At 47.1% G+C, this 24,914-nt stretch carries 21 protein-coding genes and 4 tRNA genes; 19 read left to right on the forward strand and 6 right to left on the reverse strand.

Annotation, left to right across the window (positions count from 1 at the left end; translation table 11 throughout):
• The first annotated feature begins 107 nt into the window (after positions 1-107).
• The 17 genes from B153_RS0118215 (at position 108) to B153_RS0118295 (ending at position 15,935) form a co-directional block, all read left to right on the forward strand.
• Positions 108-190, forward strand: a tRNA-Tyr gene (locus B153_RS0118215).
• Between the two features lie 77 nt (positions 191-267).
• Positions 268-343, forward strand: a tRNA-Gly gene (locus tag B153_RS0118220).
• A gap of 62 nt (positions 344-405) precedes the next feature.
• Positions 406-477 (forward strand) — tRNA-Thr (locus tag B153_RS0118225).
• A 158-nt stretch (positions 478-635) separates the two neighbouring features.
• A complete protein-coding gene (tuf, locus tag B153_RS0118230; protein ID WP_020598178.1) occupies positions 636-1,823 on the forward strand; it encodes an elongation factor Tu in 1,188 nt (395 codons plus the stop codon).
• A gap of 190 nt (positions 1,824-2,013) precedes the next feature.
• Positions 2,014-2,087, forward strand: a tRNA-Trp gene (locus B153_RS0118235).
• A gap of 13 nt (positions 2,088-2,100) precedes the next feature.
• Entirely contained in the window at positions 2,101-2,292 is a 192-nt protein-coding gene (secE, locus tag B153_RS0118240; RefSeq protein ID WP_020598179.1) for a preprotein translocase subunit SecE, read from the forward strand.
• A 104-nt stretch (positions 2,293-2,396) separates the two neighbouring features.
• Entirely contained in the window at positions 2,397-2,957 is a 561-nt protein-coding gene (gene nusG, locus B153_RS0118245) for a transcription termination/antitermination protein NusG (protein ID WP_020598180.1), read from the forward strand.
• A 168-nt stretch (positions 2,958-3,125) separates the two neighbouring features.
• Complete coding sequence (gene rplK, locus B153_RS0118250; protein ID WP_020598181.1) at positions 3,126-3,569, forward strand: 50S ribosomal protein L11; 444 nt, start codon at positions 3,126-3,128, stop codon at positions 3,567-3,569.
• 26 nt (positions 3,570-3,595) lie between these two features.
• Entirely contained in the window at positions 3,596-4,294 is a 699-nt protein-coding gene (gene rplA / locus B153_RS0118255) for a 50S ribosomal protein L1 (protein ID WP_020598182.1), read from the forward strand.
• A gap of 3 nt (positions 4,295-4,297) precedes the next feature.
• Positions 4,298-4,828 carry a 50S ribosomal protein L10 gene (rplJ, locus tag B153_RS0118260; RefSeq protein ID WP_020598183.1) on the forward strand — a complete coding sequence of 177 codons (531 nt, stop codon included), beginning with the start codon at positions 4,298-4,300 and terminating at the stop codon, positions 4,826-4,828.
• Between the two features lie 127 nt (positions 4,829-4,955).
• The gene (gene rplL, locus B153_RS0118265) at positions 4,956-5,342 is read left to right on the forward strand and encodes a 50S ribosomal protein L7/L12 (RefSeq protein WP_020598184.1); all 387 of its coding nucleotides are present in this window, start codon (positions 4,956-4,958) and stop codon (positions 5,340-5,342) included.
• Between the two features lie 328 nt (positions 5,343-5,670).
• A complete protein-coding gene (gene rpoB, locus B153_RS0118270; RefSeq protein ID WP_020598185.1) occupies positions 5,671-9,540 on the forward strand; it encodes a DNA-directed RNA polymerase subunit beta in 3,870 nt (1,289 codons plus the stop codon).
• A 105-nt stretch (positions 9,541-9,645) separates the two neighbouring features.
• Positions 9,646-13,995 carry a DNA-directed RNA polymerase subunit beta' gene (gene rpoC, locus B153_RS0118275; RefSeq protein ID WP_020598186.1) on the forward strand — a complete coding sequence of 1,450 codons (4,350 nt, stop codon included), beginning with the start codon at positions 9,646-9,648 and terminating at the stop codon, positions 13,993-13,995.
• Between the two features lie 147 nt (positions 13,996-14,142).
• A complete protein-coding gene (locus B153_RS0118280; protein WP_020598187.1) occupies positions 14,143-14,499 on the forward strand; it encodes a hypothetical protein in 357 nt (118 codons plus the stop codon).
• A 166-nt stretch (positions 14,500-14,665) separates the two neighbouring features.
• Positions 14,666-15,181, forward strand: coding sequence for a restriction endonuclease (locus B153_RS36750; protein ID WP_281167742.1), 516 nt, complete (start codon positions 14,666-14,668; stop codon positions 15,179-15,181).
• A gap of 87 nt (positions 15,182-15,268) precedes the next feature.
• Positions 15,269-15,583 carry a nucleotidyltransferase family protein gene (locus B153_RS0118290; RefSeq protein WP_020598189.1) on the forward strand — a complete coding sequence of 105 codons (315 nt, stop codon included), beginning with the start codon at positions 15,269-15,271 and terminating at the stop codon, positions 15,581-15,583.
• Complete coding sequence (locus B153_RS0118295) at positions 15,573-15,935, forward strand: HepT-like ribonuclease domain-containing protein (protein ID WP_020598190.1); 363 nt, start codon at positions 15,573-15,575, stop codon at positions 15,933-15,935. Before B153_RS0118290 ends, B153_RS0118295 begins: the two co-directional genes overlap by 11 nt.
• A 127-nt stretch (positions 15,936-16,062) precedes the next feature.
• On the opposite strand, the gene B153_RS0118300 is transcribed toward B153_RS0118295, so the two are convergent.
• Genes B153_RS0118300 through B153_RS0118310 form a run of 3 tightly spaced genes read right to left on the reverse strand, consistent with a single transcriptional unit; the run spans position 16,063 to position 18,832 of the window.
• Positions 16,063-16,965, reverse strand: coding sequence for a helix-turn-helix domain-containing protein (locus tag B153_RS0118300; RefSeq protein WP_020598191.1), 903 nt, complete (start codon positions 16,963-16,965; stop codon positions 16,063-16,065).
• Between the two features lie 13 nt (positions 16,966-16,978).
• Positions 16,979-17,992 (reverse strand): zinc-binding alcohol dehydrogenase family protein, encoded by a 1,014-nt coding sequence (locus B153_RS0118305; protein WP_020598192.1) that lies wholly within the window; start codon positions 17,990-17,992, stop codon positions 16,979-16,981.
• 21 nt (positions 17,993-18,013) lie between these two features.
• On the reverse strand, positions 18,014-18,832 hold the full coding sequence (locus B153_RS0118310; protein WP_020598193.1) for an SDR family NAD(P)-dependent oxidoreductase: 819 nt from the start codon (positions 18,830-18,832) through the stop codon (positions 18,014-18,016).
• Positions 18,833-19,162: 330 nt separating this feature from the next.
• On the opposite strand from B153_RS0118310, the gene B153_RS38265 reads away from it, so the two are divergent.
• Both B153_RS38265 and B153_RS38270 read left to right on the forward strand, forming a co-directional pair.
• Positions 19,163-19,396, forward strand: a complete 234-nt coding sequence (locus tag B153_RS38265) for a hypothetical protein (RefSeq protein ID WP_020598194.1) — start codon at positions 19,163-19,165, stop codon at positions 19,394-19,396.
• Positions 19,397-19,480: 84 nt separating this feature from the next.
• A complete protein-coding gene (locus B153_RS38270; RefSeq protein ID WP_211221690.1) occupies positions 19,481-19,723 on the forward strand; it encodes a hypothetical protein in 243 nt (80 codons plus the stop codon).
• Between the two features lie 125 nt (positions 19,724-19,848).
• Here the strand turns inward: B153_RS38270 and B153_RS0118325 are convergent, their stop codons facing one another.
• Genes B153_RS0118325 through B153_RS0118335 form a run of 3 tightly spaced genes read right to left on the reverse strand, consistent with a single transcriptional unit; the run spans position 19,849 to position 24,759 of the window.
• Positions 19,849-21,207, reverse strand: coding sequence for a TolC family protein (locus tag B153_RS0118325; RefSeq protein WP_169518488.1), 1,359 nt, complete (start codon positions 21,205-21,207; stop codon positions 19,849-19,851).
• Positions 21,182-22,477, reverse strand: coding sequence for an HlyD family secretion protein (locus tag B153_RS0118330; protein ID WP_020598197.1), 1,296 nt, complete (start codon positions 22,475-22,477; stop codon positions 21,182-21,184). The genes B153_RS0118325 and B153_RS0118330 overlap by 26 nt, the downstream gene beginning before the upstream one ends.
• A gap of 5 nt (positions 22,478-22,482) precedes the next feature.
• Complete coding sequence (locus B153_RS0118335; RefSeq protein ID WP_026262251.1) at positions 22,483-24,759, reverse strand: peptidase domain-containing ABC transporter; 2,277 nt, start codon at positions 24,757-24,759, stop codon at positions 22,483-22,485.
• Positions 24,760-24,914 lie beyond the last annotated feature (155 nt).

The raw sequence follows: 24,914 nt of genomic DNA on the forward strand, positions 1-24,914 counted from the left end.
TTATCTAAATTATTTTTAAATCACCTGTTGACAACACCGCAAAAACATGTAATTTTGCAACTCCAAACCGGAAACGGGGCGGAAAATGTTCTTTAACAGTGATTTTTGGGGAGTTTCCAGAGTGGCCAAATGGATCAGACTGTAAATCTGCTGGCGTACGCCTTCGGAGGTTCGAATCCTCCACTCCCCACAACAAAAGTTTATAGTTTTCGGCATCCGATTTGCAGTTAAGTTTAAAAAAACTGTTGCAGGCCAGAAACTAGAATTGCGGAAGTAGCTCAATTGGTAGAGCGATAGCCTTCCAAGCTATAGGTTGCGGGTTCGAGACCCGTCTTCCGCTCCAGAAAGTTTACGGTTCACAGTTTGTTATTCTTGTAAGAGCAAACCGAAAACTGAAACTTTTTTGCCGTTATAGCTCAGCGGTAGAGCACTTCCTTGGTAAGGAAGAGGTCCGGGGTTCAAGTCCCCGTAACGGCTCAAGGCTTCTTTCGGGAAGTCTTTTTGATGGGACCGCCCAAGCGGTTTTAAGCCCAAATGGCGTCAGACCTCAAATGGTATGATTTCGCTGGGTTTAATTTTGTTCAGCGAATTCATTCAATAACAAACAACAGTTCACAATAGCGTTTTAAAAAAACATGGCAAAAGAGAATTTTGACCGCTCGAAACCGCACGTAAACATCGGTACGATTGGTCACGTTGACCACGGTAAAACGACGCTGACGGCTGCCATTACGAAAGTGCTGGCCGAAAAGGGTCTGGCCGCAATTCGGGACTTCTCCTCGATTGACAACGCCCCAGAAGAAAAAGAGCGGGGTATCACCATTAATACATCGCACGTTGAGTACGCAACGGCTAACCGCCACTATGCGCACGTTGACTGCCCAGGCCACGCTGACTATGTGAAAAACATGGTAACGGGTGCTGCCCAAATGGATGGAGCTATTCTTGTAGTAGCTGCAACCGACGGTCCAATGCCACAAACTCGGGAACACATCCTGCTTGCTCGTCAGGTAGGTGTACCTCAGCTGGTTGTGTTCATGAACAAAGTGGACATGGTTGACGACCCAGAACTGCTCGAACTCGTTGAGATGGAAATCCGCGAATTGCTGAGCTTCTATCAATTCGACGGTGACAATATCCCTGTTATTCAAGGTTCGGCTCTTGGTGGTCTGAACGGCGATGCCAAATGGGTAAAAACCATCGAAGAACTGATGGATAACGTCGATAGCTGGATCCCACTTCCTCCTCGTCAGACGGATCTGCCGTTCCTGATGCCGGTCGAAGACGTATTCTCGATCACGGGTCGTGGTACAGTAGCAACGGGCCGTATCGAACGGGGTGTTATCAACTCGGGCGATCCAGTTGAAATCCTGGGCATGGGTGCTGAAAACCTGAAATCAGTTGTAACGGGTGTTGAAATGTTCCGGAAAATTCTGGACCGTGGTGAAGCTGGTGACAACGTAGGTCTGCTGCTCCGTGGTATTGAAAAAACCGATATCCGTCGTGGTATGGTTATTTGCAAACCCGGTTCGGTCAAACCACACTCGAAATTCAAAGCTGAAGTTTACGTATTGTCGAAAGAAGAAGGTGGTCGTCACACCCCATTCTTCAACAAGTACCGTCCTCAGTTCTATTTCCGTACCACGGACGTAACGGGCGAAATCACGCTGCCTGCTAACGTTGAGATGGTAATGCCAGGCGATAACATCACGATTGATGTAACGCTGATCAACAAAATCGCTATGGAAAAAGGTCTCCGTTTCGCTATCCGCGAAGGTGGTCGTACCGTAGGGGCTGGTCAGGTAACGGAAATCCTCGACTAATATTCGAATAAGTCAAAACAAGTGCATTTCTTAGCGGGAATGCACTTGTTTTTTGAGATTATTTCGTAATTTTGCAGTCCGATTCGGCACGAGCGGATTTTCTTGTCAAGAATCGTCAAGCCTAGGCAAAAGTATTGTTTGTTAAAAACAATACTTGACAAAGCCTGACCAGTTCTGACCAATAACGAATACGGGTGTAGTTCAAGGGTAGAATAGCGGTCTCCAAAACCGTTGATGGGAGTTCGAATCTCTCCACCCGTGCCAATCCTTACAAAAGATGGACAAGTTTATCTCGTTTCTGAAAGCCTCCTGGGAGGAAGTTCAGCATAACGTGACTTGGCCTAAATTCAGCGACCTCCAGGGTAGTTCAACACTCGTACTGGTAGCTTCGCTGATTTTTGCGCTACTGGTCGGGTTAATTGATTTAGTGTTCGAGAACGGACTGAATGCATTTTATCAGTCGTTTTAATCTAACGTCAGCTATTGTCATTTGTGGTTGAGTATAGTTAAGTATCGTAAAAAAAACGATGTCTGACAGACCCTGACAACATTTGACCAAAAATGACAACAACTATGAGCGGCATACAATGGTACGTCATTCGGGCGGTGTCGGGTCAGGAGAAAAAGATCAAATCTTATCTCGATAACGAAATTATCCGGCAAAAACTCGATGAAGTGATTCCGCAGGTTCTTATTCCAGCGGAAAAGGTGTACGAAATGCGTAATGGAAAGAAACGCGTTCGGGAAAAATCATTTTTCCCTGGTTACATCCTCATTTCTGCCGATTTAAGCAACAACCGGGCCCTCGACATGATTTTGAACATGCCAGGTGTATTAGGTTTTCTAGGTAATTCGCAGGCAGGTACAACCTCCAAGGTGCCCGTTCCCCTTCGGCAGGCCGAAGTAAATCGGATTCTGGGAAAGGTGGATGAAGAAACGCAGGAAGTTGTTGCGCCAACCGCTACGTACCTGAAAGGTGAAAATGTTAAGGTAGTTGATGGTCCTTTTGGTGGATTCATCGGCACTGTAGAAGAAGTATTCGACGACCGGAAGAAATTGAACGTCGTTGTAAAAATATTTGGCCGGAATACTCCGGTAGAACTCAGTTACGCACAAGTAGAAAAGGAGAGCTGATTAATCTAATCCGTTATCCGTGGTTCGGCATCCTATGCTTCCCTCAGAGGGTGACCAGCCAAAACCAGTTGATTTGTTATGAACGGTGTGCGGATTGGTTATGTGGCTAACCAATTAGAACCTAAGTAGTAACGGGGCCGCTCGGGCGGTCGTAACTCAATTACCACAATGGCAAAAGAAGTAGGTGGCTACGTTAAGCTGCAAGTCAAAGGCGGGCAGGCCAACCCCTCACCTCCGATCGGTCCAGCGCTTGGTTCCAAGGGTTTAAATATCATGGAATTCTGCAAGCAGTTCAATGGCCGAACCCAGGACAAAATGGGTATGGTATTGCCAGTTTTGATTACGTATTATAAGGATAAATCCTTTGATTTCGTCATCAAAACGCCACCCGCACCGATTCTGCTGATGGAAGCAGCGAAGCTGAAAGGCGGATCTGCTCAGCCCAACCGCAAAAAAGTCGGCTCAGTAACGTGGGATCAGGTTCGGACCATCGCAGAAACAAAGATGCCCGATCTGAACTCATTCACCGTTGAGTCGGCAATGAAGCAGGTGGCTGGTACAGCCCGCAGCATGGGTATTACGGTGACGGGTACATCGCCGTTTGAGAATTAATCAGACTTGCCGAAGCAAACAAAGACATGGCTAAGTTAACGAAAAAACAAAAAGAAGCTCAATCAAAGTACGATGCTTCCAAAGAATACTCGCTCCAGCAGGCAGCCGAGATCCTGAAGGAAATTTCGTACACAAAGTTTGACGCTTCTGTGGATATTGACGTTCGGTTAGGCGTTGATCCGCGTAAAGCCGACCAGATGGTTCGTGGTGTTGCCACGCTGCCCCACGGTACGGGTAAAACGGTTCGCGTTCTGGTGCTTTGCACCCCGGACAAGGAAGCCGAAGCGAAAGAAGCAGGTGCTGACTACGTAGGTCTGGATGATTATATTCAGAAGATTGAACAAGGCTGGACGGACGTTGACGTGATCATCACGATGCCGAACGTAATGGCTAAAGTAGGTCGTCTGGGTAAAGTTCTTGGTCCACGTGGTCTGATGCCAAACCCCAAGTCGGGTACAGTAACCCCCGAAGTTGGCAAAGCTGTTCGCGAAGTGAAAGCCGGTAAAATCGACTTTAAAGTTGATAAGCAAGGGGCTATTCATACCAGCATTGGTAAAGTATCGTTTGCGCCAGAAAAACTGGCCGAAAACGCGCAGGAGATTATTAGCACGTTGTTGAAACTGAAGCCTTCATCGGCCAAAGGTACGTACGTGAAAGCGATCAACCTGTCGAGCACGATGAGTCCAGGAGTAACGATTGATAAAGGCACGGTAGCTGGAATTTAAGCCATGAAACGCGAAGAAAAAGGAGCAATTATTGAGGAATTGGCTGAAAAGTTTCAGACCGTTCCCTTCTTCTATATCACGGAAGCGAATGGCATGACGGTTGCTGAAGTCAACCAGTTACGTCGGATGTGTTTTGAGCGGGGTATTGAGTACAAAGTGGTGAAGAACAGCTTCATCAAGAAAGCACTCGAACCGCTTGCAACGGATTATACGCCGTTCAACGAGACGGTGCTGCATGGTCAGTCGGCGGTGATGTTCCACCCCGAAAATGGCAAAGCACCTGCGCAGCTTATCAAAGAGTTTCGTAAGACAAGTGATAAACTGAAATTGAAGGCTGCTTCTATTGATTACAGCCTGTTTATTGGCGCTGACCAGCTTGACACGCTCATCGCACTGAAGAGCAAGCAAGAGCTTATTGGCGAAATCATCGGTCTGCTGCAATCACCTGCCAAGAATGTTATCTCGGCACTGCAAGGTGGTGGCAACAAACTGGCCGGTATCCTCAAAACGCTGTCGGAGCGCGAGGAAGCATAGCAATGTGGCCGGGCTGGTGTACCAGCATCTTGTCCGCGTTTGCTGATCCGATATTTTTATTACCATACGGACAAGATGTCCGTATTACTAACAAATTGTATCACAATCAAATTAAGAAAATACTACAATGGCAGATTTGAAAGCGTTCGCTGAGCAGCTTGTAGGCCTTACGGTTAAAGAAGTAAACGAACTGGCTGCTATCCTGAAGGATGAATACGGAATTGAGCCAGCAGCCGCTGCTCCCGTAATGGTAGCTGGTGGTGCCGCAGGTGGTGGCGATGCTGCTCCGGCAGTGGCTGAGAAAACGTCGTTCGACGTAATTCTGAAGTCGGCTGGTGCTGCTAAACTGGCTGTCGTGAAACTGGTTAAAGACCTGACCGGTCTGGGCCTGAAAGAAGCTAAAGAACTGGTAGACGGTGCTCCGAAACCAGTGAAAGAAGGTGTTGCTAAAGATGAAGCTGAAGCACTCCGTAAGCAATTGGAAGAAGCTGGTGCTGAAGTAGAAGTTAAGTAAGCCAAAGGCTCTTTCGCATATCACTCCAGACAGGGGAGGCCAGACCAACGTCTGGTCTTTTCCTGTTTGGAGCTATTTTTGTCTAAAAGCACTTGCAAAAGACAAACTTATTTTTATTGCCTTATGTTATCTATTGACTCTCCAAGGGTTGGGTGACAACCTGGAGAGTACTGATCGATGACTTATAGGTTACAATTTACGAGTTTTTTGGTAAACAGCCTAATTAATAAATTGTAATCCTGTAAATCGTTAATCAAATTCTGTGCCGTGGCAGCTCTACGCCACGCACCCATTTTAGAATCGGTTACGCACTAAACGAAGCACAATCTTGGCGACAAACGCGAAAATCAGTACACGCAAAAATTTTGCGACGATTCAGCCAGTGATTGGGTACCCAGATTTTCTGGATATCCAGGTAAAATCCTTTAAAGATTTTTTCCAGCTTGATACGCCTTCCAACCAACGCTCAGAAGAGGGTTTGTTCAAGGTATTTCAGGAAAATTTCCCTATTACCGACTCCCGCGAAAACTTTAAGCTGGAGTTTATTGATTACTCGGTCGATCCACCAAAATATTCCGTTGATGAATCGATTGACCGGGGATTGACCTATTCGGTGCCTCTGAAAGCCAAACTGCGTTTGTCGAACAGTGATCCTGACAACGAGGATTTCGAAACGATTGAGCAGGAAGTGTTCTTAGGCAATATCCCTTACATGACCGAGAAAGGCTCGTTTGTCATAAACGGAGCCGAGCGGGTCATTGTTTCGCAGTTGCATCGTTCGCCGGGTGTATTCTTCTCGATGAGTAAGCATACCAACGGTACGAAACTGTATTCAGCCCGGATTATTCCATTTAAGGGTTCCTGGATCGAATTCTCGACCGACGTAAATAACGTCATGTATGCCTACATCGACCGGAAAAAGAAATTCCCGGTAACGACGTTGCTACGTGCCATTGGTTTCGGCTCCGATAAAGACATTCTTGACCTATTCGGTCTGTCGGAAGAAATTTCGGCAACACCCGCAAACTTGAAGAAGGCGATTGGTCGTCGGTTAGCCGCCCGGGTATTACGTACCTGGACGGAAGACTTTGTGGATGAAGATACGGGTGAAGTGGTGTCGATCAGCCGGAACGAGGTGCTTTTAGAGCGCGATTCGGTGGTTTCGGCCGACGATATTGATGTGATTATGGATTCAGGCCAAAGTTCGGTTATCCTGCACAAGGAAGACATGAACATGGCCGATTACAATATCATTTATAACACACTGCAGAAAGATAGCTCGAACTCTGAAAAAGAAGCGGTTGAGCAAATCTATCGGCAGTTGCGGAATGCGGATGCACCCGATGAACAAACAGCTCGGGAAATTATCCAGAGTCTGTTCTTCTCAGATAAACGGTACGATTTGGGCGACGTTGGCCGATATCGGATCAATAAAAAACTGCAACTCGACATTTCGTCTGAGATGCGGGTACTGACCACCGAAGACATCGTCTCGATTGTGAAGTACCTGATTGGCCTGATAAACTCGAAAGCCGTTGTCGATGATATTGACCACCTGAGCAACCGACGTGTTCGGACGGTAGGTGAACAATTATACGCTCAGTTTGGCGTAGGTCTGGCCCGTATGGCCCGGACGATCAAAGAACGGATGAACGTTCGGGATAACGAGGATTTCAAACCTGTTGACCTGATCAACGCCCGTACCCTGTCGTCGGTTATCAACTCGTTCTTCGGTACAAACCAGCTATCGCAGTTCATGGACCAAACCAACCCACTGGCCGAGGTGACGCACAAGCGTCGTATGTCGGCACTGGGACCGGGTGGTCTGTCGCGCGAGCGGGCAGGTTTCGAGGTACGTGACGTACACTACACGCACTATGGCCGTCTGTGTACCATCGAAACCCCGGAAGGCCCGAACATCGGTCTGATTTCGTCGCTTTGCGTATACGCAAAAATCAACAGCATGGGCTTCATCGAAACCCCATACCGGATCATTGAAAACGGTAAGGTGGCGATGGATAAGCCTGTAATGTACCTGACTGCTGAAGAAGAAGATACCCACTACATTGCTCAGGCCAATGCGGGTATCGACGCAAAAGGGAACTTCCAGGTTGATCGGCTGAAGGCTCGTTTCGAAGGTGATTTCCCGATGGCAGAACCAGCCAACGTAACCTTTATGGATATTGCCCCGAACCAGATTGTATCGGTGGCGGCCTCCATGATTCCGTTCCTTGAGCACGACGATGCTAACCGGGCTCTGATGGGTTCGAACATGCAACGTCAGGCGGTACCACTGCTGCGCCCAGAGGCCCCCATTGTGGGTACAGGTCTGGAAGGTCGTGTTGCTGTTGACTCACGAACGCTGGTTATTGCCGAAGCTGATGGTATGATTGAGTTTGTTGATTCGACCAAGATTGTGGTTAAATACGATCTGGAAGAAGAAGAACTCGCTGTTTCGTTCGACGACGACCGGAAAACCTACAACCTCATCAAGTTCCGCCGGACTAACCAGGATACCTGCATCAACCTCAAGCCTACCGTTCTGAAAGGACAAAAGGTGAAGAAGGGTGACGTGCTGTGCGAAGGTTATGCCACCCAGGCTGGTGAACTGGCACTTGGTCGGAACATGAAAGTAGCCTTCATGCCATGGCAGGGGTACAACTTCGAGGATGCTATTGTGATTTCGGAACGAGTAGTTCGCGAAGATATTTTCACCTCCATCCACATTGAGGAGTTTGAGCTGGAAGTTCGGGATACCAAACGCGGTGAAGAAGAGTTAACCTCCGAAATCCCGAACGTATCGGAAGAAACCGTTCGTAACCTTGACGAAAACGGTATCGTTCGCGTCGGTACGGAAGTGAAGGAAGGGGATATTCTGATTGGTAAGATCACACCAAAAGGTGAAAGCGATCCAACCCCAGAAGAAAAACTGCTTCGCGCCATCTTCGGTGATAAAGCGGGCGACGTGAAAGATGCGTCGAAGAAAGCACCACCGTCTCTGAAAGGAGTCGTTATCGATACCAAATTGTTTGCTCGTCCGGCCAAGGAAGAACGCGGTAAGCATAAGGACGAAGTGAAGGCCCTGATGAAGAAATACAGCCGTGAGTTGAATGACTTCCGCGCTCGTATGATCGAAAAAACAGTGGCTTTGCTCGAGGGTAAAACCAGCGCTGGTGTCAAACACAAGTTCGGTGACGAAATTGTCAGCAAAGGCGTAAAATTCAGCCGAAAAAACATCGTCGACAACCTGTTCCCTGACAAGAACGCGTACCGCGATGAAAGTGGGTATGCTGTACCGGAAGAAGCCAATCTTCTGGCCGACATGAACCTGAACGACTGGACGGACGATGAAAAAACCAACGAGCTGATTACGGCACTGGTGAAAAACTACAACACCCGTCGTAGTGAGATCACCGGCCGATTCAAACGCGAACGGTTTACGCTTGAAGTAGGCGACGAGTTACCAGCAGGTATCGTGAAACTGGCCAAAGTGTACATTGCCAAAAAGCGGAAGCTGAAAGTAGGTGATAAAATGGCTGGTCGTCACGGAAACAAAGGGGTTGTTGCCCGGATCGTTCGCGATGAAGACATGCCGTTCCTCGAAGATGGAACCAAAGTCGACATCGTACTGAACCCACTAGGCGTACCATCCCGGATGAACCTTGGTCAGATTTACGAAACCGTACTTGCCTGGGCAGGTCAGAAACTGGATCGTAAATATGCCACACCTATTTTTGACGGAGCCACTGAGCAGCAGGTAGCCGACGAATTGAACGAAGCTGGTTTACCTTCGTTCGGCCGGACATACCTCTACAACGGTTTGACAGGTGAGCGTTTCGATCAGCCCGTTACGGTTGGTATCATCTATATGCTGAAACTAGGTCACCTGGTCGACGATAAGATGCACGCCCGTTCGATTGGGCCCTACTCGCTTATTACCCAGCAACCGCTGGGTGGTAAGGCACAGTTTGGGGGTCAGCGATTCGGTGAGATGGAAGTATGGGCGTTGGAGGCATTCGGTGCATCGAACATCCTGCAGGAAATCCTGACCGTTAAATCGGATGACGTGGTTGGCCGTGCGAAGGCTTATGAGGCTATTGTGAAAGGTGAAAACCTGCCCAAGCCAAATATCCCTGAGTCGTTCAACGTACTCGTGCATGAGTTACGTGGCCTGGCCCTTGAAATTACATTAGAGTAAAGTATTAGGAGTGAGTATTAGGAGTGAGAATGTGCTTCAGCCGTTTTTACTCCTAATACTAACTACTCGCTCCCAATACCCATTTTAACCTATAATCTCCAACCAATGTCGTTCAAAAAGAACAAAAAACTCAATAGCGACTTCCAGAGCGTGACCATCAGCCTGGCATCGCCGGAGTCTATTTTGGAGAGTTCCTACGGCGAAGTGACACAGCCGGAGACTATCAATTACCGGACCTACAAACCCGAAATGGGCGGCTTGTTCTGCGAGCGCATCTTCGGGCCTGTGAAGGACTGGGAGTGTCATTGCGGGAAATACAAGCGGATTCGCTATAAAGGCATTATCTGCGACCGTTGCGGGGTTGAAGTAACCGAGAAAAAGGTTCGCCGGGAGCGCATGGGCCACATCGAACTGGTGGTGCCTGTTGCTCACATCTGGTATTTCCGCAGCTTACCCAACAAAATTGGTTATCTTCTGGGCCTTTCTACCAAGAAACTCGACCAGGTTATCTACTATGAGCGCTATGTAGTGGTTCAACCCGGTGTGAAAGCAGAAGATGGCATCAACCAACTTGACTTCCTGACCGAAGACGAGTACTTAGACATCATTGACAAACTGCCCAGCAGCAACCAATATCTCGACGATAAAGACCCAAATAAATTCATCGCCAAGATGGGGGCCGAAGCGTTAGAGATGCTGCTGTCGCGTCTGAACCTGGACGAACTATCGTACTCGCTACGCCACTCTGCCGCTACAGATACCTCACAGCAACGGAAAGCCGAAGCTCTGAAACGCCTGAAAGTGGTAGAAGCGTTCCGGGAAGCCAACGGCCATATTGAGAATCGCCCTGAGTGGATGGTGATCAAAATGGTACCCGTGATTCCCCCCGAACTGCGTCCTCTCGTTCCTCTGGATGGTGGTCGGTTCGCTACGTCCGATTTGAATGACCTGTATCGTCGGGTAATCATTCGGAACAACCGTTTGAAGCGGCTCATCGAAATCAAAGCTCCTGAAGTGATTCTGCGGAACGAAAAGCGGATGTTGCAGGAAGCAGTCGATTCGCTGTTCGACAACTCCCGTAAAGTGAACGCCGTTCGTTCGGAAGGCAACCGGGCACTGAAGTCGCTGTCCGACATGCTGAAAGGGAAACAAGGGCGTTTCCGTCAAAACCTGCTTGGTAAACGTGTCGACTATTCAGGTCGTTCGGTTATCGTAGTAGGCCCTGAGCTGAAACTGCACGAGTGTGGTCTGCCGAAAGATATGGCGGCTGAATTGTTCAAGCCGTTTGTTATCCGCAAACTTATTGAGCGGGGCATTGTCAAAACGGTGAAATCAGCGAAGAAAATCGTTGACCGGAAAGATCCTGTGATCTGGGATATTCTGGAAAACGTTCTGAAAGGTCACCCTGTTCTGCTGAACCGGGCTCCAACGCTGCACCGTCTGGGTATCCAGGCTTTCCAGCCAAAACTGATCGAAGGTAAAGCGATCCAGTTGCACCCACTCGTCTGTACGGCCTTCAACGCTGACTTCGACGGTGACCAGATGGCCGTTCACGTGCCACTGGGCCAGGAAGCCATTCTGGAAGCCTCTCTGTTGATGCTGGCTTCGCACAATATCCTGAACCCTGCCAACGGTGCGCCAATTACGGTACCATCGCAGGACATGGTGTTGGGCCTGTACTATGTAACGAAAGGTCGTAAGAGCACCCCAGAGTATCCAATTCCGGGTGAAGGCATGACATTCTATGGTGCTGAAGAAGTAATCATTGGTATCAACGAAGGTCGGATTTCGAAGCACGCTAACATTAAGTGCCGGGTTAAAGTCCGGGACGAAAATGGGGAGATCGTGTCGAAAGTAATTGATACCGTCGCTGGTCGATTGTTATTCAATCAGGCTGTTCCAGAAGAAGTTGGCTACATCAACGAACTGCTTACGAAGAAGAAACTGCAACAAATCATTGCATTGATCTTCAAAATTTCGGGCGGTGCGCGGACAGCTCAGTTCCTCGACGAGATCAAAGAACTTGGTTTCCAGATGGCCTTCAAAGGCGGTCTGTCAATTGGTCTGAGCGACGTAATGATTCCAGAAGCCAAGCAAGGTCTGGTAGAAGAAGCCAAGGCTGAAGTACAGGGTGTTTGGGACAACTACCTGATGGGTCTGATTACGGAGAACGAACGGTATAACCAGGTTATCGACATCTGGACACGCGTAAACTCTCGTCTGACCGAAACGCTGATGAAGCAGCTCGAAGCCGATCAGGGTGGTTTTAACTCGATCTTCATGATGATGCACTCGGGAGCCCGTGGTTCGCGTGAGCAGATTCGTCAGTTGGGTGGTATGCGGGGTCTGATGGCGAAGCCACAGAAAAACCTGCAGGGCTCAGTTGGTGAGATCATTGAGAACCCGATCCTGTCGAACTTTAAAGAAGGTCTCGACGTGTTGGAGTACTTCATCTCGACACACGGTGCCCGGAAAGGTCTGGCCGATACAGCTTTGAAAACGGCCGATGCCGGTTACCTGACCCGCCGTTTGCACGACGTAGCCCAGGATGTAATCATCAGTGAAGAAGACTGTGGCACATTGCGCGGTCTGCAGGTATCAGCCCTGAAAGACAACGAAGATATAGTTGAGCCCCTGTCCGAACGGATTCTGGGCCGAACAACGGTTCATGACATCTACGACCCGCTTACCAAAGACCTGATTATCGGTGCTGGTGAGCTGATTACGGAAGAAGTAGCCGCACAGATCGACGAAACCAGTATTGAAACGGTTGAAATCCGGTCGGTACTGACCTGCGAATCGCGTCAGGGTGTTTGTGCTAAATGTTATGGACGTAACCTGGCATCGGGTCGTATGGTCGACATTGGTGAAGCGGTGGGTGTTATCGCATCGCAATCCATCGGTGAACCAGGTACCCAGCTTACCCTTCGTACTTTCCACGTGGGTGGTACAGCGTCGAACATTGCTGTCGATGCATCGATCAAGGCGAAATTCGATGGTCTGATCGAGTTTGAAGAAATGCGTACGGTTGAATCGGAAGATGCCGAAGGGAATCCGCAAACGGTCGTAATGGGTCGTTCGGGCGAAGTTCGGATCGTGAATCCTGACGACCGCAACCAAGTCCTGATCAGCAATAACGTACCATACGGTGCATTCCTGCGGGTGAAAGAAGGCGACATCGTGAAGAAGGGCGACGACATCTGCGCCTGGGATCCTTACAACGCCGTTATTCTTTCTGAACTGACGGGTACGCTGAGCTTCGACGCGATCGAAGATGGTATCACCTATCGTGAAGAGTTCGACGAACAGACGGGCTTCCAGGAGATGGTAATCATCGAAAGCCGCGACAAAGCGAAGAACCCGGCCATTGTGGTACAGGGAACGACAACGCTGACGTTGCACCTGCCTGATAATGACGGCGGTCCGCTTCAGAAGAGTTATAACCTGCCTGTTGGTTCGCGTCTGGTTGTAAAAGCCGGGCAGAAAATCAAAGCAGGTCAGCCACTGGCGAAAATTCCACGTAACGTTGGTAAAACCCGCGACATCACGGGTGGTCTGCCACGGGTAACGGAATTATTCGAAGCCCGGAACCCATCGAACCCAGCCGTGGTGAGCGAAATCGACGGGGTAGTAACCTACGGTACAATCAAGCGGGGTAACCGCGAAATCTTCATCGAGTCGAAAGACGGCACGAAGAAGAAATACCTTGTACCACTGTCGAAGTTCATCCTCGTTCAGGACAACGACTTCGTACGGGCTGGTGCTCCGCTATCGGATGGTGCTATTACGCCAAGTGATATTCTGGCCATCAAAGGGCCAACGGCTGTTCAGGAATATCTGGTAAATGAAATTCAGGAAGTATACCGTCTGCAAGGGGTAAAAATCAACGATAAACACATCGAAGCCATCGTGCGTCAGATGATGCAGAAAGTTGAGATCATCGACTCAGGCGACACTAACTTCCTTGAAGGACAGGTTGTCGATAAATGGGCTTTCCGTGAGGAAAACGATAAGGTTCTCGACGCCAAAGTGGTTATGGACGCTGGCGACTCCGTCAACTTCAAACCAGGTATGATCGTAACAAGCCGTCAGCTTCGCGACGAGAATTCCAGCCTGAAACGTCGTGATATGGCCCTTGTGACCGTTCGTGACGCTATGGCGGCCGTTTCGCAACCAACGCTGATGGGTATTACGCAATCATCGCTGGGTACTGACAGCTTCATCTCGGCGGCTTCCTTCCAGGAAACCACGAAAGTACTGAGCGAAGCGTCGATCCGTGGAAAGCGTGATACACTTGAAGGCTTGAAAGAGAACGTGATTGTAGGTCACCTGATTCCAGCGGGTACAGGTATTCGTCGTTACCAGAACGCGATTGTCGGCTCGAAGGAAGAACTGGAAACCATTACCGAATCGCGCGATCAGTTCGCCCGCAGCAAAAAACGGGCGACCGTCTAAGTGTCGATTGACAGTACCAACTAACAAAAAGCCCCGATCATTTCTGATCGGGGCTTTTTATTGTTTGATTTAAATAATATTCATTCTAACTTACAATTAGTTACTAGCTATCATAAATATATAATTTTTCAAAAATTCACTTATAGTATGAGAAATGCATATACTAATGATAGTGACGGATGTGGATTAATATTATGGTCCATTGGATTAGTAGTGGTACTTTCACTAATAATAATCACTATTAATTCATATCCGATCTTATTCTTCTCGTCATTATTGTTTGCCATATTTTATTACATATACAGACATGATATTCAATATGTTTTTCTAAGTAAAGAGAAGAAAATAATATTGGCTAAAGAAAATAAAGAAAGAGAGGAGCGAGAAAAAATTAGAATTAAAAAAAACGAAATAAGGAAATCACTTATAGAGATTAAAAAAGAGTTTAAAGAGGAATTAAGTGATTTGTATAGACAAAGAAATAAAATTTTAGAAAAATATTAGGCAATTAAAAAGCGATATGACCAGGATACAAAGCGAGGCTTTAGATTATTACAGGTGGAATTATTATAATTCGATTAAATCTGAATTTTGTAAAATTGACAATTATGATGGTAAAAATTTTGAAAATTTTATCGCTAGATTATTCACAAAGTTGTGATACAAAATTATACATACGTCAAAGAGCAGTGATCAGGAAGGGGACTTGGTTGTAAAAAAAGGAAACATAAAAATTGCTATTCAAGCTAAACGCTGGAAAAGTAAGATAGGCAATTCTGCAGTACAAGAAGTTTTAGGTGCAATGCATTATTATAGTTGCCAAGAGGGAGTAGTATTAACTAATTCATATTTTACAAAGGAAGCGATTATCCTAGCAAAGGCCGCAAATATTAGTTTGATAGATAGGAATGATTTAGGTAAAATGTGTCAAAAATTCTTTTCACAAAAGAATCTACCTTTCGATAGAATTAGACACGAAAAAATATCAGTTTTAGTAAAGCATATTCAAGCTGATGAAGATGAGTTAGAGTATATAGTCTGGGATGTAATTATGAAAGGCGGTGAATTACATTATTTGTATGAGTTACATATGGCTGGGCAGCAAAAGTACGATAATTTAAAGAAAAAGCTTGATGAGAAATTAATCAAAATTAGCTATATTGACGATGAATTAAAACTCTTATAGCTAACTAAAAAAAATACTTTATACTTTTGGTTGATGTCTAACAAAGACCTAAGTCGCTTTTCTTGATTGGATTTATCTTTCACTATTATGATGCATTCATATCTACAATCCTATACTGACAAAATAAATGCTTTATGTAGGCATCATAACGTTGTCCGGTTATATGCATTTGGATCAGTTACTTCAGAAGAGTTTGACGAAGAGAAGAGTGATGTCGATTTACTGGTTGAATTGTCGGACGAATTAGCTCCGGAAGTAAAAGGTGAGACTTATTTTACACTTCTGTTTGAACTAGAAAAGTTGTTTCATCGCCCCGTCGATCTACTGCTGGGTCAATCGTTTCGTAATCCTTATTTTGCTCGCGCTGTTGAGCAATCTAAACAATTATTGTATGCAGCATGATGTGCGAAAATATTTGACTGATATTGCGATACAGATCAATCATATTGATGCTTTTCTACAGCATTCCCGCGATTTTGCAATCTATGATGCTGATTTGATCGTTCAATACGCTGTTGAAAGAGCACTGGGTATTATTGGCGAAGCGGCCAACCAGGTACGAAAAATGGAACCAGGTATTCCTATTAGCAGTCTACACCAGATTATTAGCTTACGCAATATACTGATCCATGCCTACGATGGTGTAAATAATACAATTATCTGGAGTATCATTATTAACCACCTTCCTACCCTTCAAATAGAAGTTAACGCCTTACTTAGTCAATTAGATACTGAGACCAAACCAGATAAATAATCATTACCGAATCGCGCGATCAGTTCGCCCGCAGCAAAAAACGGGCAACGGTCTAAGGATCGTTATAAAGTCGAAATGCAAAAGCCCCGCTCAAGTTTGAGCGGGGCTTTTTATTGATGCAGAGCGCTTAATTGAGGTGTTGCTCTTTGTATTGCAAAGGCGTGATACCCACCATCTTCTTGAATAGCCGAGAGAAATAAGGTGGGTTTTCAAAGCCCAGTTGATACGCAATCCCAGCAATGTTATCATCAGAACTGAGGAGCCTGTTTTTAGCTTCATCGACCAGCAATAGGTGAATGTGCTCGAGGGCTGTCTTGCCTGTTTCCAGCTTTAATACGTCGCTCAGGTAACGTGGAGACAAGTTCAGTTGCTCGGCCAGATAATGAACCGAAGGCAGTCCAAGGGCTTGAAGCTGCCCTTGTTCAACATACCGATCCAATAGCTCATGAAACTTTTTGATGGTCGTTCCAGAAAGATTGTTGCTTCGATTCAAAAATTGCCGTTTATAAAACCGCTCCGCATATTTCAGAATGGAGTCGAGATGTGAGAGAATAATCTCCCGACTGAACTCATCCTGGTTGGCCTTGTATTCAAGCCCTATTTTATTATAAAGCTCCCAAATGATGTTTTCCTCTGCTGGCGACAGATGCAGGGCTTCGTTGGTTTCGTATTCGAAGTAGGCGTATTTTTTGATCTGGCTGTACAGAGGATGCCCTACGAGGTAATCCTCATGGATAAACATGACAAACGCTTTTTCGGTCAGTTCCACATCAGTAACTTCGACTACCTGCCTGGGCTTTACAAACGACATAGAGCCATTATCGTGATCATATCTGGTTTTGCCATACAGGAAGTTCCCCGCCTTAATCTTCTTTATGGCAATCATATAGAAGTCGCCCGTAAACTTCTGATTTTGTCCCCATGAGCATACTGACAGCTCAGAACAGGTCAGCAGACTAAGCATAGGATGCTCTGGTGCCGGAAAACCGCTATCCAGATGGAGTTCGGTAAGCGTTTTGTAGTGTTTCATTCGCTCAGACTCATTAGAAGGTTATCACCCACTTTCCTATCGTTTTTCCCGATTCCAACTGAGCGTGAGCCTGCTTAAAATTGTCGGCAGTTAGGCCATGCAGCGTATGGGTATGCGTGGTTTCCAGTACACCTTCATCGAGCAATTCTGCCACTCGGTCAAGAATAAAATGCTGTTCAATCATATCGTCGGTCTGATAGGTCGAGCGGGTGTACATAAACTCCCAGGAAAAACTAGCACTCTTGTTTTTCAGCTTGTTTAGCAACACCGGAACGGAACTCCCTGTGATGGATGCAATATGGCCCTGTGGCTTGATCAAGTCAACCATAGCCTCCCAATAGAGGTTGGTATCCACAAAATCAACAATGTAGTCCACATAGTGAAAGCCTGCATTCCGAACCTCTGCTACGAGATCTCGGTGATTGACAACAACATCGGCTCCCATTTTTTTGCACCAGTCGATCGTTTCAGGGCGCGAAGCTGTGGCTATTACAGTTAAACCCAACAGTTTTTTAGCCAACTGAATGGCAATCGATCCTACCCCCCCTGCCCCACCAATAATGAGCAAAGTCTTATTTCGATCCCGGTCCACGGAAAGGCGCATCCGATCGAATAGGATTTCCCAGGCAGTTAAAGCCGTCAGCGGAATGGCGGCAGCGGCCTCCGCCGACAGGGAATAGGGTTTACGCCCTACAATGCGCTCATCGATCAGTTGATATTCCGCGTTACTACCAGGTTTGGTCAGATCACCAGCGTAATATACCTCATCCCCTACTTTGAACAGGCTTACAGCTCCACCAACTGCTTCTACAATACCTACTGCATCCCAGCCAATAATTTTGGGCTGCTCGAGGACGGTATCTTTCGCCGAATTCTGTCTGATCTTAAAATCAACCGGATTTACGGATACAGCCTGAATTTTCACCAGCAAATCATGACCACTGGCTACTGGCTTAGGTGTATCAAATTCGATGAAACTCTCGGTTTCAGAAATGGGGAGCGATGTTTTAAATCCTACTGCTTTCATATGCATCAAACCGTTTCAATACTATTTACCATGTGCCAACGCACTTACTTCTTTCCAGGATTCCCAGGTAGCCAGCCGTTGTTGATAAGTAGCTTTTACACCCGGATAACCAATTTTTCCTAAAATTAATCGAAGTGGCGGTTGAGGAGCATCAATCAGTTTCAGAATCGCATCTGTAGTGGCAGCTGGAATCCCATAATTATCTGGATTATTGGCGTTTCGGAAAGCATTTTTCAGATTTGTATACGCTTCCAGTGGTTCGGCATGGCTTGCCGATGAGCCCGCCCAGTCCGTTTCGTAGCCATTCGGCTCAACCAGCGTAACATGAATACCAAATTCGTTCACTTCTGTTGCCAGGGTTTCGAATAGGCCTTCGACGGCGAATTTAGAGGCATTATATACACCTAAGGTAGGCAGGGTAAACAAGCCCAATACACTCGAAATCTGGATAATGTGTCCACTTTGCTGCTCCCGCATATAGGGCAGTACGGCCTGAGTGATCCAGAGCGAGCCAAATACATTAACATCCATTTGTCTACGCGCTTCTTCTTCCGACACCTCTTCTACCGCACCAAATACGCCATAGCCAGCATTGTTGATCAATACATCCAGTTTGCCAAAGCGATCATAAACCTGCTTTGCAGCCGCGAATGACTGGCCTCTATCCGTAACGTCTAATTGAATCGGAAATACATTATCACCGAATTCCTCTACCAAATCATTTAAATCATCCAGGTTGCGGGCGGTAGCAGCAACCTGATCCCCACGCTGTAAGAGAGCTTTCGCCCAAATTTTACCAAAACCACGGGACGCCCCGGTTATTAAAATTGTCTTTGCCATTGTTGTAAGCGTTTACGCCTGTTGTTTGTTTGACAAGGCAAAGTTGGCGTACAGGCTCCGCTAAAGGCTTATACAAAAAGCGGCATTTATGATACGAATTTACGATTGGCTTTATAGCATGAATATCGTGCCAATGAGTTTTACAGGTTTCTCTTACAAAACGAGCCAATAGACCTTAGCCTTATCTCTGGAGTGATCTAGATTATTCACTATCCATAAGCCCATAAGAAATCGACTGATTATCAGTAAATTACATATTCTCACTAAAAATATATGTGACTTTTTAAGCGCTTTTAGTCCTAAAGACCTAATCTAACATTTTACATACCCATGAGATCACTCACCACATTTGCTCAGGAAGAAAGTCTTTCACAGCAGGAAATGAAACAAATTGTTGGCGGAGCCGCAGGACAAATTCCTCCCGTTGCAACAATCCCTCCTCCAGTCGTTACCTACATACGTAGACCTTCTATCATTGGTACCTACAGAGGTAAACAGTATGAAATTCCGGATACGACGGTCATCACAACTAACGCTGACGGGTCAAGATGGGCAATCCTTTAATTGATTCGAGTCGGTCTGTGCCCTTTTTTCGATGAGGTTGTAAAGATCAGATTCGTCAGTTTTTTCACTTTAATTCCAAAACTCATGAAATCCTTAATTGCTTTTACTCAAGAGGAGATGCTTTCTCAAGGGGAAATGAAGGAAGTTGTTGGGGGAGCCCAAACCTCGATCATACCCAAGGTTGTTAGACCATCAATTATACCAAAAGTTGTTAGTCCCCCCATAATTGATAACGGTGGTGTTCTGGGATTCAGAAGTACTGCGAGTCCATCCGTTCCAGTAGTTTCCCCAGGCCCTCCTCCGGGCTTCACAGGTTTATGGATGTAACAAAAAGGGTAGCTTTTTGCTACCTTTTTGTTTAGGATAAAGTTGTCCAAACGACTGTGTCAGTAGTTGGCTGTTATACTCCTAGCACTCTAACAGACTGAATCTAGATTGGGAAAGCCAAAAAGTTATCTGTCAACGAATTGGTCTAACAGTAGTTTCCGAAAATGCCACTCATACCGGGCCTGAACCTGGTTCGACAAGGCTTTAACCAGATTGGCCTGTATCAGCGCCAGTTCAACAGATTGTAACAAGCCTTCGTCATACCGGGCTTTGGCAGCTTTGACGGCTCTTTGCTGGGCCTCTACCTGCTTTTGAGCTTGTTGCCATTTCTCGTAAGCTGACAGCAGTAATGCTTTCCCTTGTTCGAGTGTTTGGTTTACCTGCAAGCGCGCTTTTTGAATATCCAGGGCTGTACTTTTTCGGTTCACTTCAGCCAGAGCCATTTGCAATTGGGTAGTTCGGAAACTGGTTGTAGGAAAACTCACGTTTAACCGTATGTACTGCCCTAAATTATACTGCAATTGCCTACCAAAGGCGATCAGATCGGGAGGAGCTACGCTCGAATACGCCGTATTGATTCCGATGCCTAATGCTATGGATGGGTACAAACCACTCTTAGCTATAGCATAGCCTGTCTGAGCGCTTTTGAGCTGCCATTCGGCAGATTGCACGGCCGGATGGCGGCTTATACGGCTGGGCAGTTCGTCGATCCATGTAGTCAGGGCCGTTGGTGGCTGAGGTTCAGGAACAGCGATAGATTCTATGGATAAGTCCGACGACTCCCGCCAGTTCATCACCCATTGCAGGGCCAGTCGATTTTGCTGTAAATTTGCCCGGGCCGTCAGCACTTCATAATCGGCTGTAGCCAATTGAGCCTCCCAGTCGGTTAGTCCAATTTTGGGTAAAACGCCCTCCTGAACCAATGCTTTTGCCCGATTGAGTTGAACAACTACAAACTGGCGTTGCTCGGTTGCCAGTTGGAGAAGCTCCTGACTCAGTAATAGCTGCATATAGGCAGCGGTAACCTGTCGGCGCAGTTCCAGCTTTTGCTGTTGTAGGGTTGCTTCGTCGGCACGCCGGGTAAATAGTTGCTGCTGCTCCTGATACTTTTGGCGAAACCCATTGAATAGCATAACACTACTACTCAGGCCCAGTGTACCAGAGTGAATGGTTTCCTGTAAAAATGTATTGCTGAACGGGTCGATTGTATGCCCCAAATTTACACCCTCGGACAGGCTTAAACCCCACGAGGGTAGCCCAGCCTGATGGGTCAGTTGCGCGTTGATCCGGTCGGTTTCGACCCGTAAGCCAGCTTTTTGTACATCGAGGCTACTCCGAATGGCGTATTCCTGACATTGGACCAGACTGAGCGACTGCCCTAGAAGTACCGCCCGGTTCAGCCCCCCAATCAGCAACTGGATTACCAGCAAGCCGAAGAAGCTGTGTTTCGAGTGGGAATTAGCGCACTGCTTTCTCCATTTCATAAAATAGCCGTTTGAGCAGACTAACATCCTGAGTCACAATTTCGGCGTTGGCCAACATTCCGTTTCGGAAGGGCAATCGCCGATGGGTAGATGTAACCAGACCCTGCGGAAACTCAACCACCACGCGCCAGGCCGTATCGCTGGCCACATCGGCAATCTGTTGCACACGTCCGGCTACCGTACCAAATTCCTGATACGGATACGCAGCAAATTTGACAATGACCCGCTGCTGGGGATGCACCTTACCGAAATTGTATTGTCCCACATACATTTCACCCACATAACCCGCTCCTGGAGGCAACACATATACCAATTCCTGACCGTCGTGGATGGGCTGTCCTTCTTGCAGAAGCCTTGGAAACGAAACCCGACCTGTGGCCGGGGCAACCACCACAAAGCGTTGCTTCCAGGCTTCGAGTTCGCTCTTCAGCGTATGAAGTGCCTGCACAATCCCATTGGCGCCTTCGAGGGTTGTCTGACTTAGAGAGACCAGTTCCTGCTTCTTCTGATTCTGCTGAATCTGGTTGTTGTTCAGCGCACTGCGAGCCTGCGTAATGGCCTGTTTTTTAGCAAGGTAACGACTCAGTGTTTGCCGATAATCGTTGCGGGAAACGTAACCCTGTTTCAGCAAACGCTCCTGACTTTGCACTTCAGCTTCGATCAGACTGAGTTCATTTTCTTCCAGGTCGAGTTGAGTCCGGTCGTTATTGGCCAGTGCCTGAAGCTGCTGAATGTCATTTTCCAACGCCTGGCGTTTCTGATTATATACGCCCCGGTTACTCAGCGAATTGGCCGAGACACGGCTCTCGGCAAAACGCTGATATGCCTGCTGCAACTCACCCAGTTGAAAATAAGATGGGACCGAAGCAGCCGAAATAACCTGAATATGCCCTTGTTGCTCCTGCCGAATCATCGAATCGACTACAGCCTCCAGGGCAAATACCTCATCGGGATTGGCCGTACTTTCAATAATTGCTAGTCGTTCGCCTGCCCGTACGGCCTGTTGGTCATGTACAAACAATCGCATAAGTCGTCCGGCAGTCCGGGCAGTAACCGATTTAGGCCATTGTCGGGCTATTACTTTCAGGTTTCCGCGAACCAAATCGGGGTACTTCACCCAATAGGCTACAGCCACTAACAAGAGTAATACCAACGCCGAAACCGTACTTCCCCACCTCACCAGCCAACCCGGTGGGCGGCTCAATACGTCCTGAGCTTCGGGGCTACGGAGTTCAATACCTGCCGCGTCGGGCTGTTCTACTGTTGGCATATCGCTTAGGAGCCTAGTTCTAACTGATTTCGAACAAGTTGATAATACAACCCGTAGCGTTGTGTCAATTCGATATGAGTACCGACTTCAGCAATCTGCCCTTTATCCATAACCACAATCTGATCGGCATTTTTTACGGTGCTGAGCCGGTGGGCTACCACAATAACCGTCCGCTGATGCCCATTCGGGTTACGATAAAATGACTCCAGGTTTTTCAGGATCACACTTTCATTCGTTGAATCGAGCGCGTTGGTGGCCTCGTCCAGAAACAGGTAATCGGGGTTTTTATAGATAGCCCGTGCCATCAGAATGCGCTGACGCTGCCCCTGACTGATTCCGTTTCCATCGGCCCCGATCAGGGTATTAAATTTCAGCGGGAGCCCCTGAACGAATGGGTAAATGTTAGCCATCTGTACGGCATATAGCAACCGTTGCAGATCGGGCGTTTCGTCGCATAGGGTAATATTGTTGGCAATGGTATCTGAAAAAATAAACCCATCCTGCAACACCGTACCACATCGCGCACGCCATGCATGGTGTGACACAGCCGATAGATTAGTTACAAATTGCATACCAATACCCTCATCAGAAGGAGTGTTGAGGGTGATTTCGCCTTCAGTTGGTTCATAAAACCGGAGCAGGAGTTTAAGCAGAGTTGTTTTCCCACTCCCACTGGTCCCAACAATAGCCGTTACTTTACCCGACGGGATGTGCAGATTGATGTTTTTTAATACGGGCACATTACCAGCACCCGGATAGGTAAATCCAACCTGTTGAAGCCAGATATCGGCTTCCTGCGGAATGGTATTGCGCTGAACCCCTCCACCCGCTCCAGTAAGGTACGATTCTTCTTCGCGTTGTTCATGGATTTCATTTAAACGTTCAAGGCTAATCTGAGCGTCCTGATAGTGTTGCAAAAAGCCGATCAATTGCTCCACCGGACTGTTTAGCTGACCAATAATATATTGGAGGGCCAGCATACCACCCAGCGTCATTTGCCCGTTTACGACGGCCGTAGCTGCCAGAAACGTGATGACAATATTTTTGCCTTCGTTAATAAACAGCGCTCCAGCCTGCTGGTATTGCTCAATGGACAGACCAGACAGACTCAGTTTAAATTGTTTTACCTGTAGGTTTTCCCACTCCCACCGTTTAAACTGCTCGGCATTGTTCAGTTTTATTTCCGAAACGCCCTGCACCAACTGAATCAGACTACTCTGGTTTTGGGAAGCCAGCGCAAAACGTTTAAAGTCGAGTTGTTTCCGATAGCGCAGGAAAAAAATAATCCAGCCAACATACAGCAGATTCGCTCCGATAAATATGGCAAACACAACTGGACTGTAGAAAAGAGCGGCTATACCGAAAATCAGCAGATTGAACAGCGAAAATAAAGTAGCCAACGAGGTGCCGGTCAGAAACTGTTCGATGCGTCCGTGGTCTTCTATCCGTTGTAGAATATCGCCGGTAAGTTTGGTATCAAAAAACGAAATAGGGAGTTTTAGTAGCTTAATCAGAAAATCGGACAGAATACTCAGATTGATGCGGGTACTGATGTGGAGCAACATCCGATTTCGTATAAACTCGATGGTCATCCGACCGATAAAAAGGGCCAGTTGCGCAGTCAGTACGAGATAAATGAAGTTAAGATTATGCGTCTGGATACCCGTATCGACAACCGACTGCGCCAAAATCGGCATTACCAATTGTAGAATAGAACTTACAGCCAGCCCCAAACCTAACTGAATCAGCAACTGTTTGTACGACCACAGATAACGAAACAACCGCCCAAAACCGACCCGTTTTGAGCTTATCTCAGGACTTTCGTAGAAATTGGGAGTTGGTTCGAGCAACAAGACAACCCCCACTCGCTGGTCGTTTATTTTGGTCGACGCCCATTGACTTTCAAACTCTTCGCGAGAGAATGTCAACAATCCTGAAGCCGGGTCGGCAACATATACTTTGGTAGCCGACCGAACTCGGAACTTCCGGGTTTTGATGGCATACACGACCACAAAGTGATTTTGTCCCCAATGTACAATACAAGGTAGCGGGGCTTCGGCCGCCAGCCTAGCAAAGGGAATACGGACAGATACTGTTCGCATTCCCATTTGTTCGGCAGCTTGTGCAATACCCAAAAGGGAGACTCCTTCTTTGCCGACAGCTACTTTTTCCCGCAAAAAAGGCATGGTAAACGAACGTCCGTAGTATTTGGCTACCATCCGCAGGCAGGTAGGCCCGCAATCCATTGAATCGGGTTGCGTAAAATGAGGAAAGCGCTGCACTGAAGTACGTTATCGAATGAACCAACGATAAACTTACCTTAGACGCAGAATTTTGAGAAAGCAACATGATCAACGCGAATCTACCTTACCGATGTTCTAATTCAGCTAATCGATCCTGCTGGTTGACAGGCTTAAAGGGAGCGGATAGGTTTTAG

The organism is Spirosoma panaciterrae DSM 21099, assembly GCF_000374025.1.
Classification (GTDB): domain Bacteria; phylum Bacteroidota; class Bacteroidia; order Cytophagales; family Spirosomataceae; genus Spirosoma; species Spirosoma panaciterrae.

Excerpts from the sequence above, each read along its gene's own strand:
- tuf (WP_020598178.1), top strand. The coding sequence starts at position 636 with ATGGCAAAAGAGAATTTTGACCGCTCGAAACCGCACGTAAACATCGGT.
- secE (WP_020598179.1), top strand. The coding sequence starts at position 2,101 with ATGGACAAGTTTATCTCGTTTCTGAAAGCCTCCTGGGAGGAAGTTCAG.
- nusG (WP_020598180.1), top strand. The coding sequence starts at position 2,397 with ATGAGCGGCATACAATGGTACGTCATTCGGGCGGTGTCGGGTCAGGAG.
- rplK (WP_020598181.1), top strand. The coding sequence starts at position 3,126 with ATGGCAAAAGAAGTAGGTGGCTACGTTAAGCTGCAAGTCAAAGGCGGG.
- rplA (WP_020598182.1), top strand. The coding sequence starts at position 3,596 with ATGGCTAAGTTAACGAAAAAACAAAAAGAAGCTCAATCAAAGTACGAT.
- rplJ (WP_020598183.1), top strand. The coding sequence starts at position 4,298 with ATGAAACGCGAAGAAAAAGGAGCAATTATTGAGGAATTGGCTGAAAAG.
- rplL (WP_020598184.1), top strand. The coding sequence starts at position 4,956 with ATGGCAGATTTGAAAGCGTTCGCTGAGCAGCTTGTAGGCCTTACGGTT.
- rpoC (WP_020598186.1), top strand. The coding sequence starts at position 9,646 with ATGTCGTTCAAAAAGAACAAAAAACTCAATAGCGACTTCCAGAGCGTG.
- B153_RS0118280 (WP_020598187.1), top strand. The coding sequence starts at position 14,143 with ATGAGAAATGCATATACTAATGATAGTGACGGATGTGGATTAATATTA.
- B153_RS0118290 (WP_020598189.1), top strand. The coding sequence starts at position 15,269 with ATGATGCATTCATATCTACAATCCTATACTGACAAAATAAATGCTTTA.
- B153_RS0118295 (WP_020598190.1), top strand. The coding sequence starts at position 15,573 with ATGCAGCATGATGTGCGAAAATATTTGACTGATATTGCGATACAGATC.
- B153_RS0118300 (WP_020598191.1), bottom strand. The coding sequence starts at position 16,965 with ATGAAACACTACAAAACGCTTACCGAACTCCATCTGGATAGCGGTTTT.
- B153_RS0118305 (WP_020598192.1), bottom strand. The coding sequence starts at position 17,992 with ATGAAAGCAGTAGGATTTAAAACATCGCTCCCCATTTCTGAAACCGAG.
- B153_RS0118310 (WP_020598193.1), bottom strand. The coding sequence starts at position 18,832 with ATGGCAAAGACAATTTTAATAACCGGGGCGTCCCGTGGTTTTGGTAAA.
- B153_RS38265 (WP_020598194.1), top strand. The coding sequence starts at position 19,163 with ATGAGATCACTCACCACATTTGCTCAGGAAGAAAGTCTTTCACAGCAG.
- B153_RS38270 (WP_211221690.1), top strand. The coding sequence starts at position 19,481 with ATGAAATCCTTAATTGCTTTTACTCAAGAGGAGATGCTTTCTCAAGGG.
- B153_RS0118325 (WP_169518488.1), bottom strand. The coding sequence starts at position 21,207 with ATGAAATGGAGAAAGCAGTGCGCTAATTCCCACTCGAAACACAGCTTC.
- B153_RS0118330 (WP_020598197.1), bottom strand. The coding sequence starts at position 22,477 with ATGCCAACAGTAGAACAGCCCGACGCGGCAGGTATTGAACTCCGTAGC.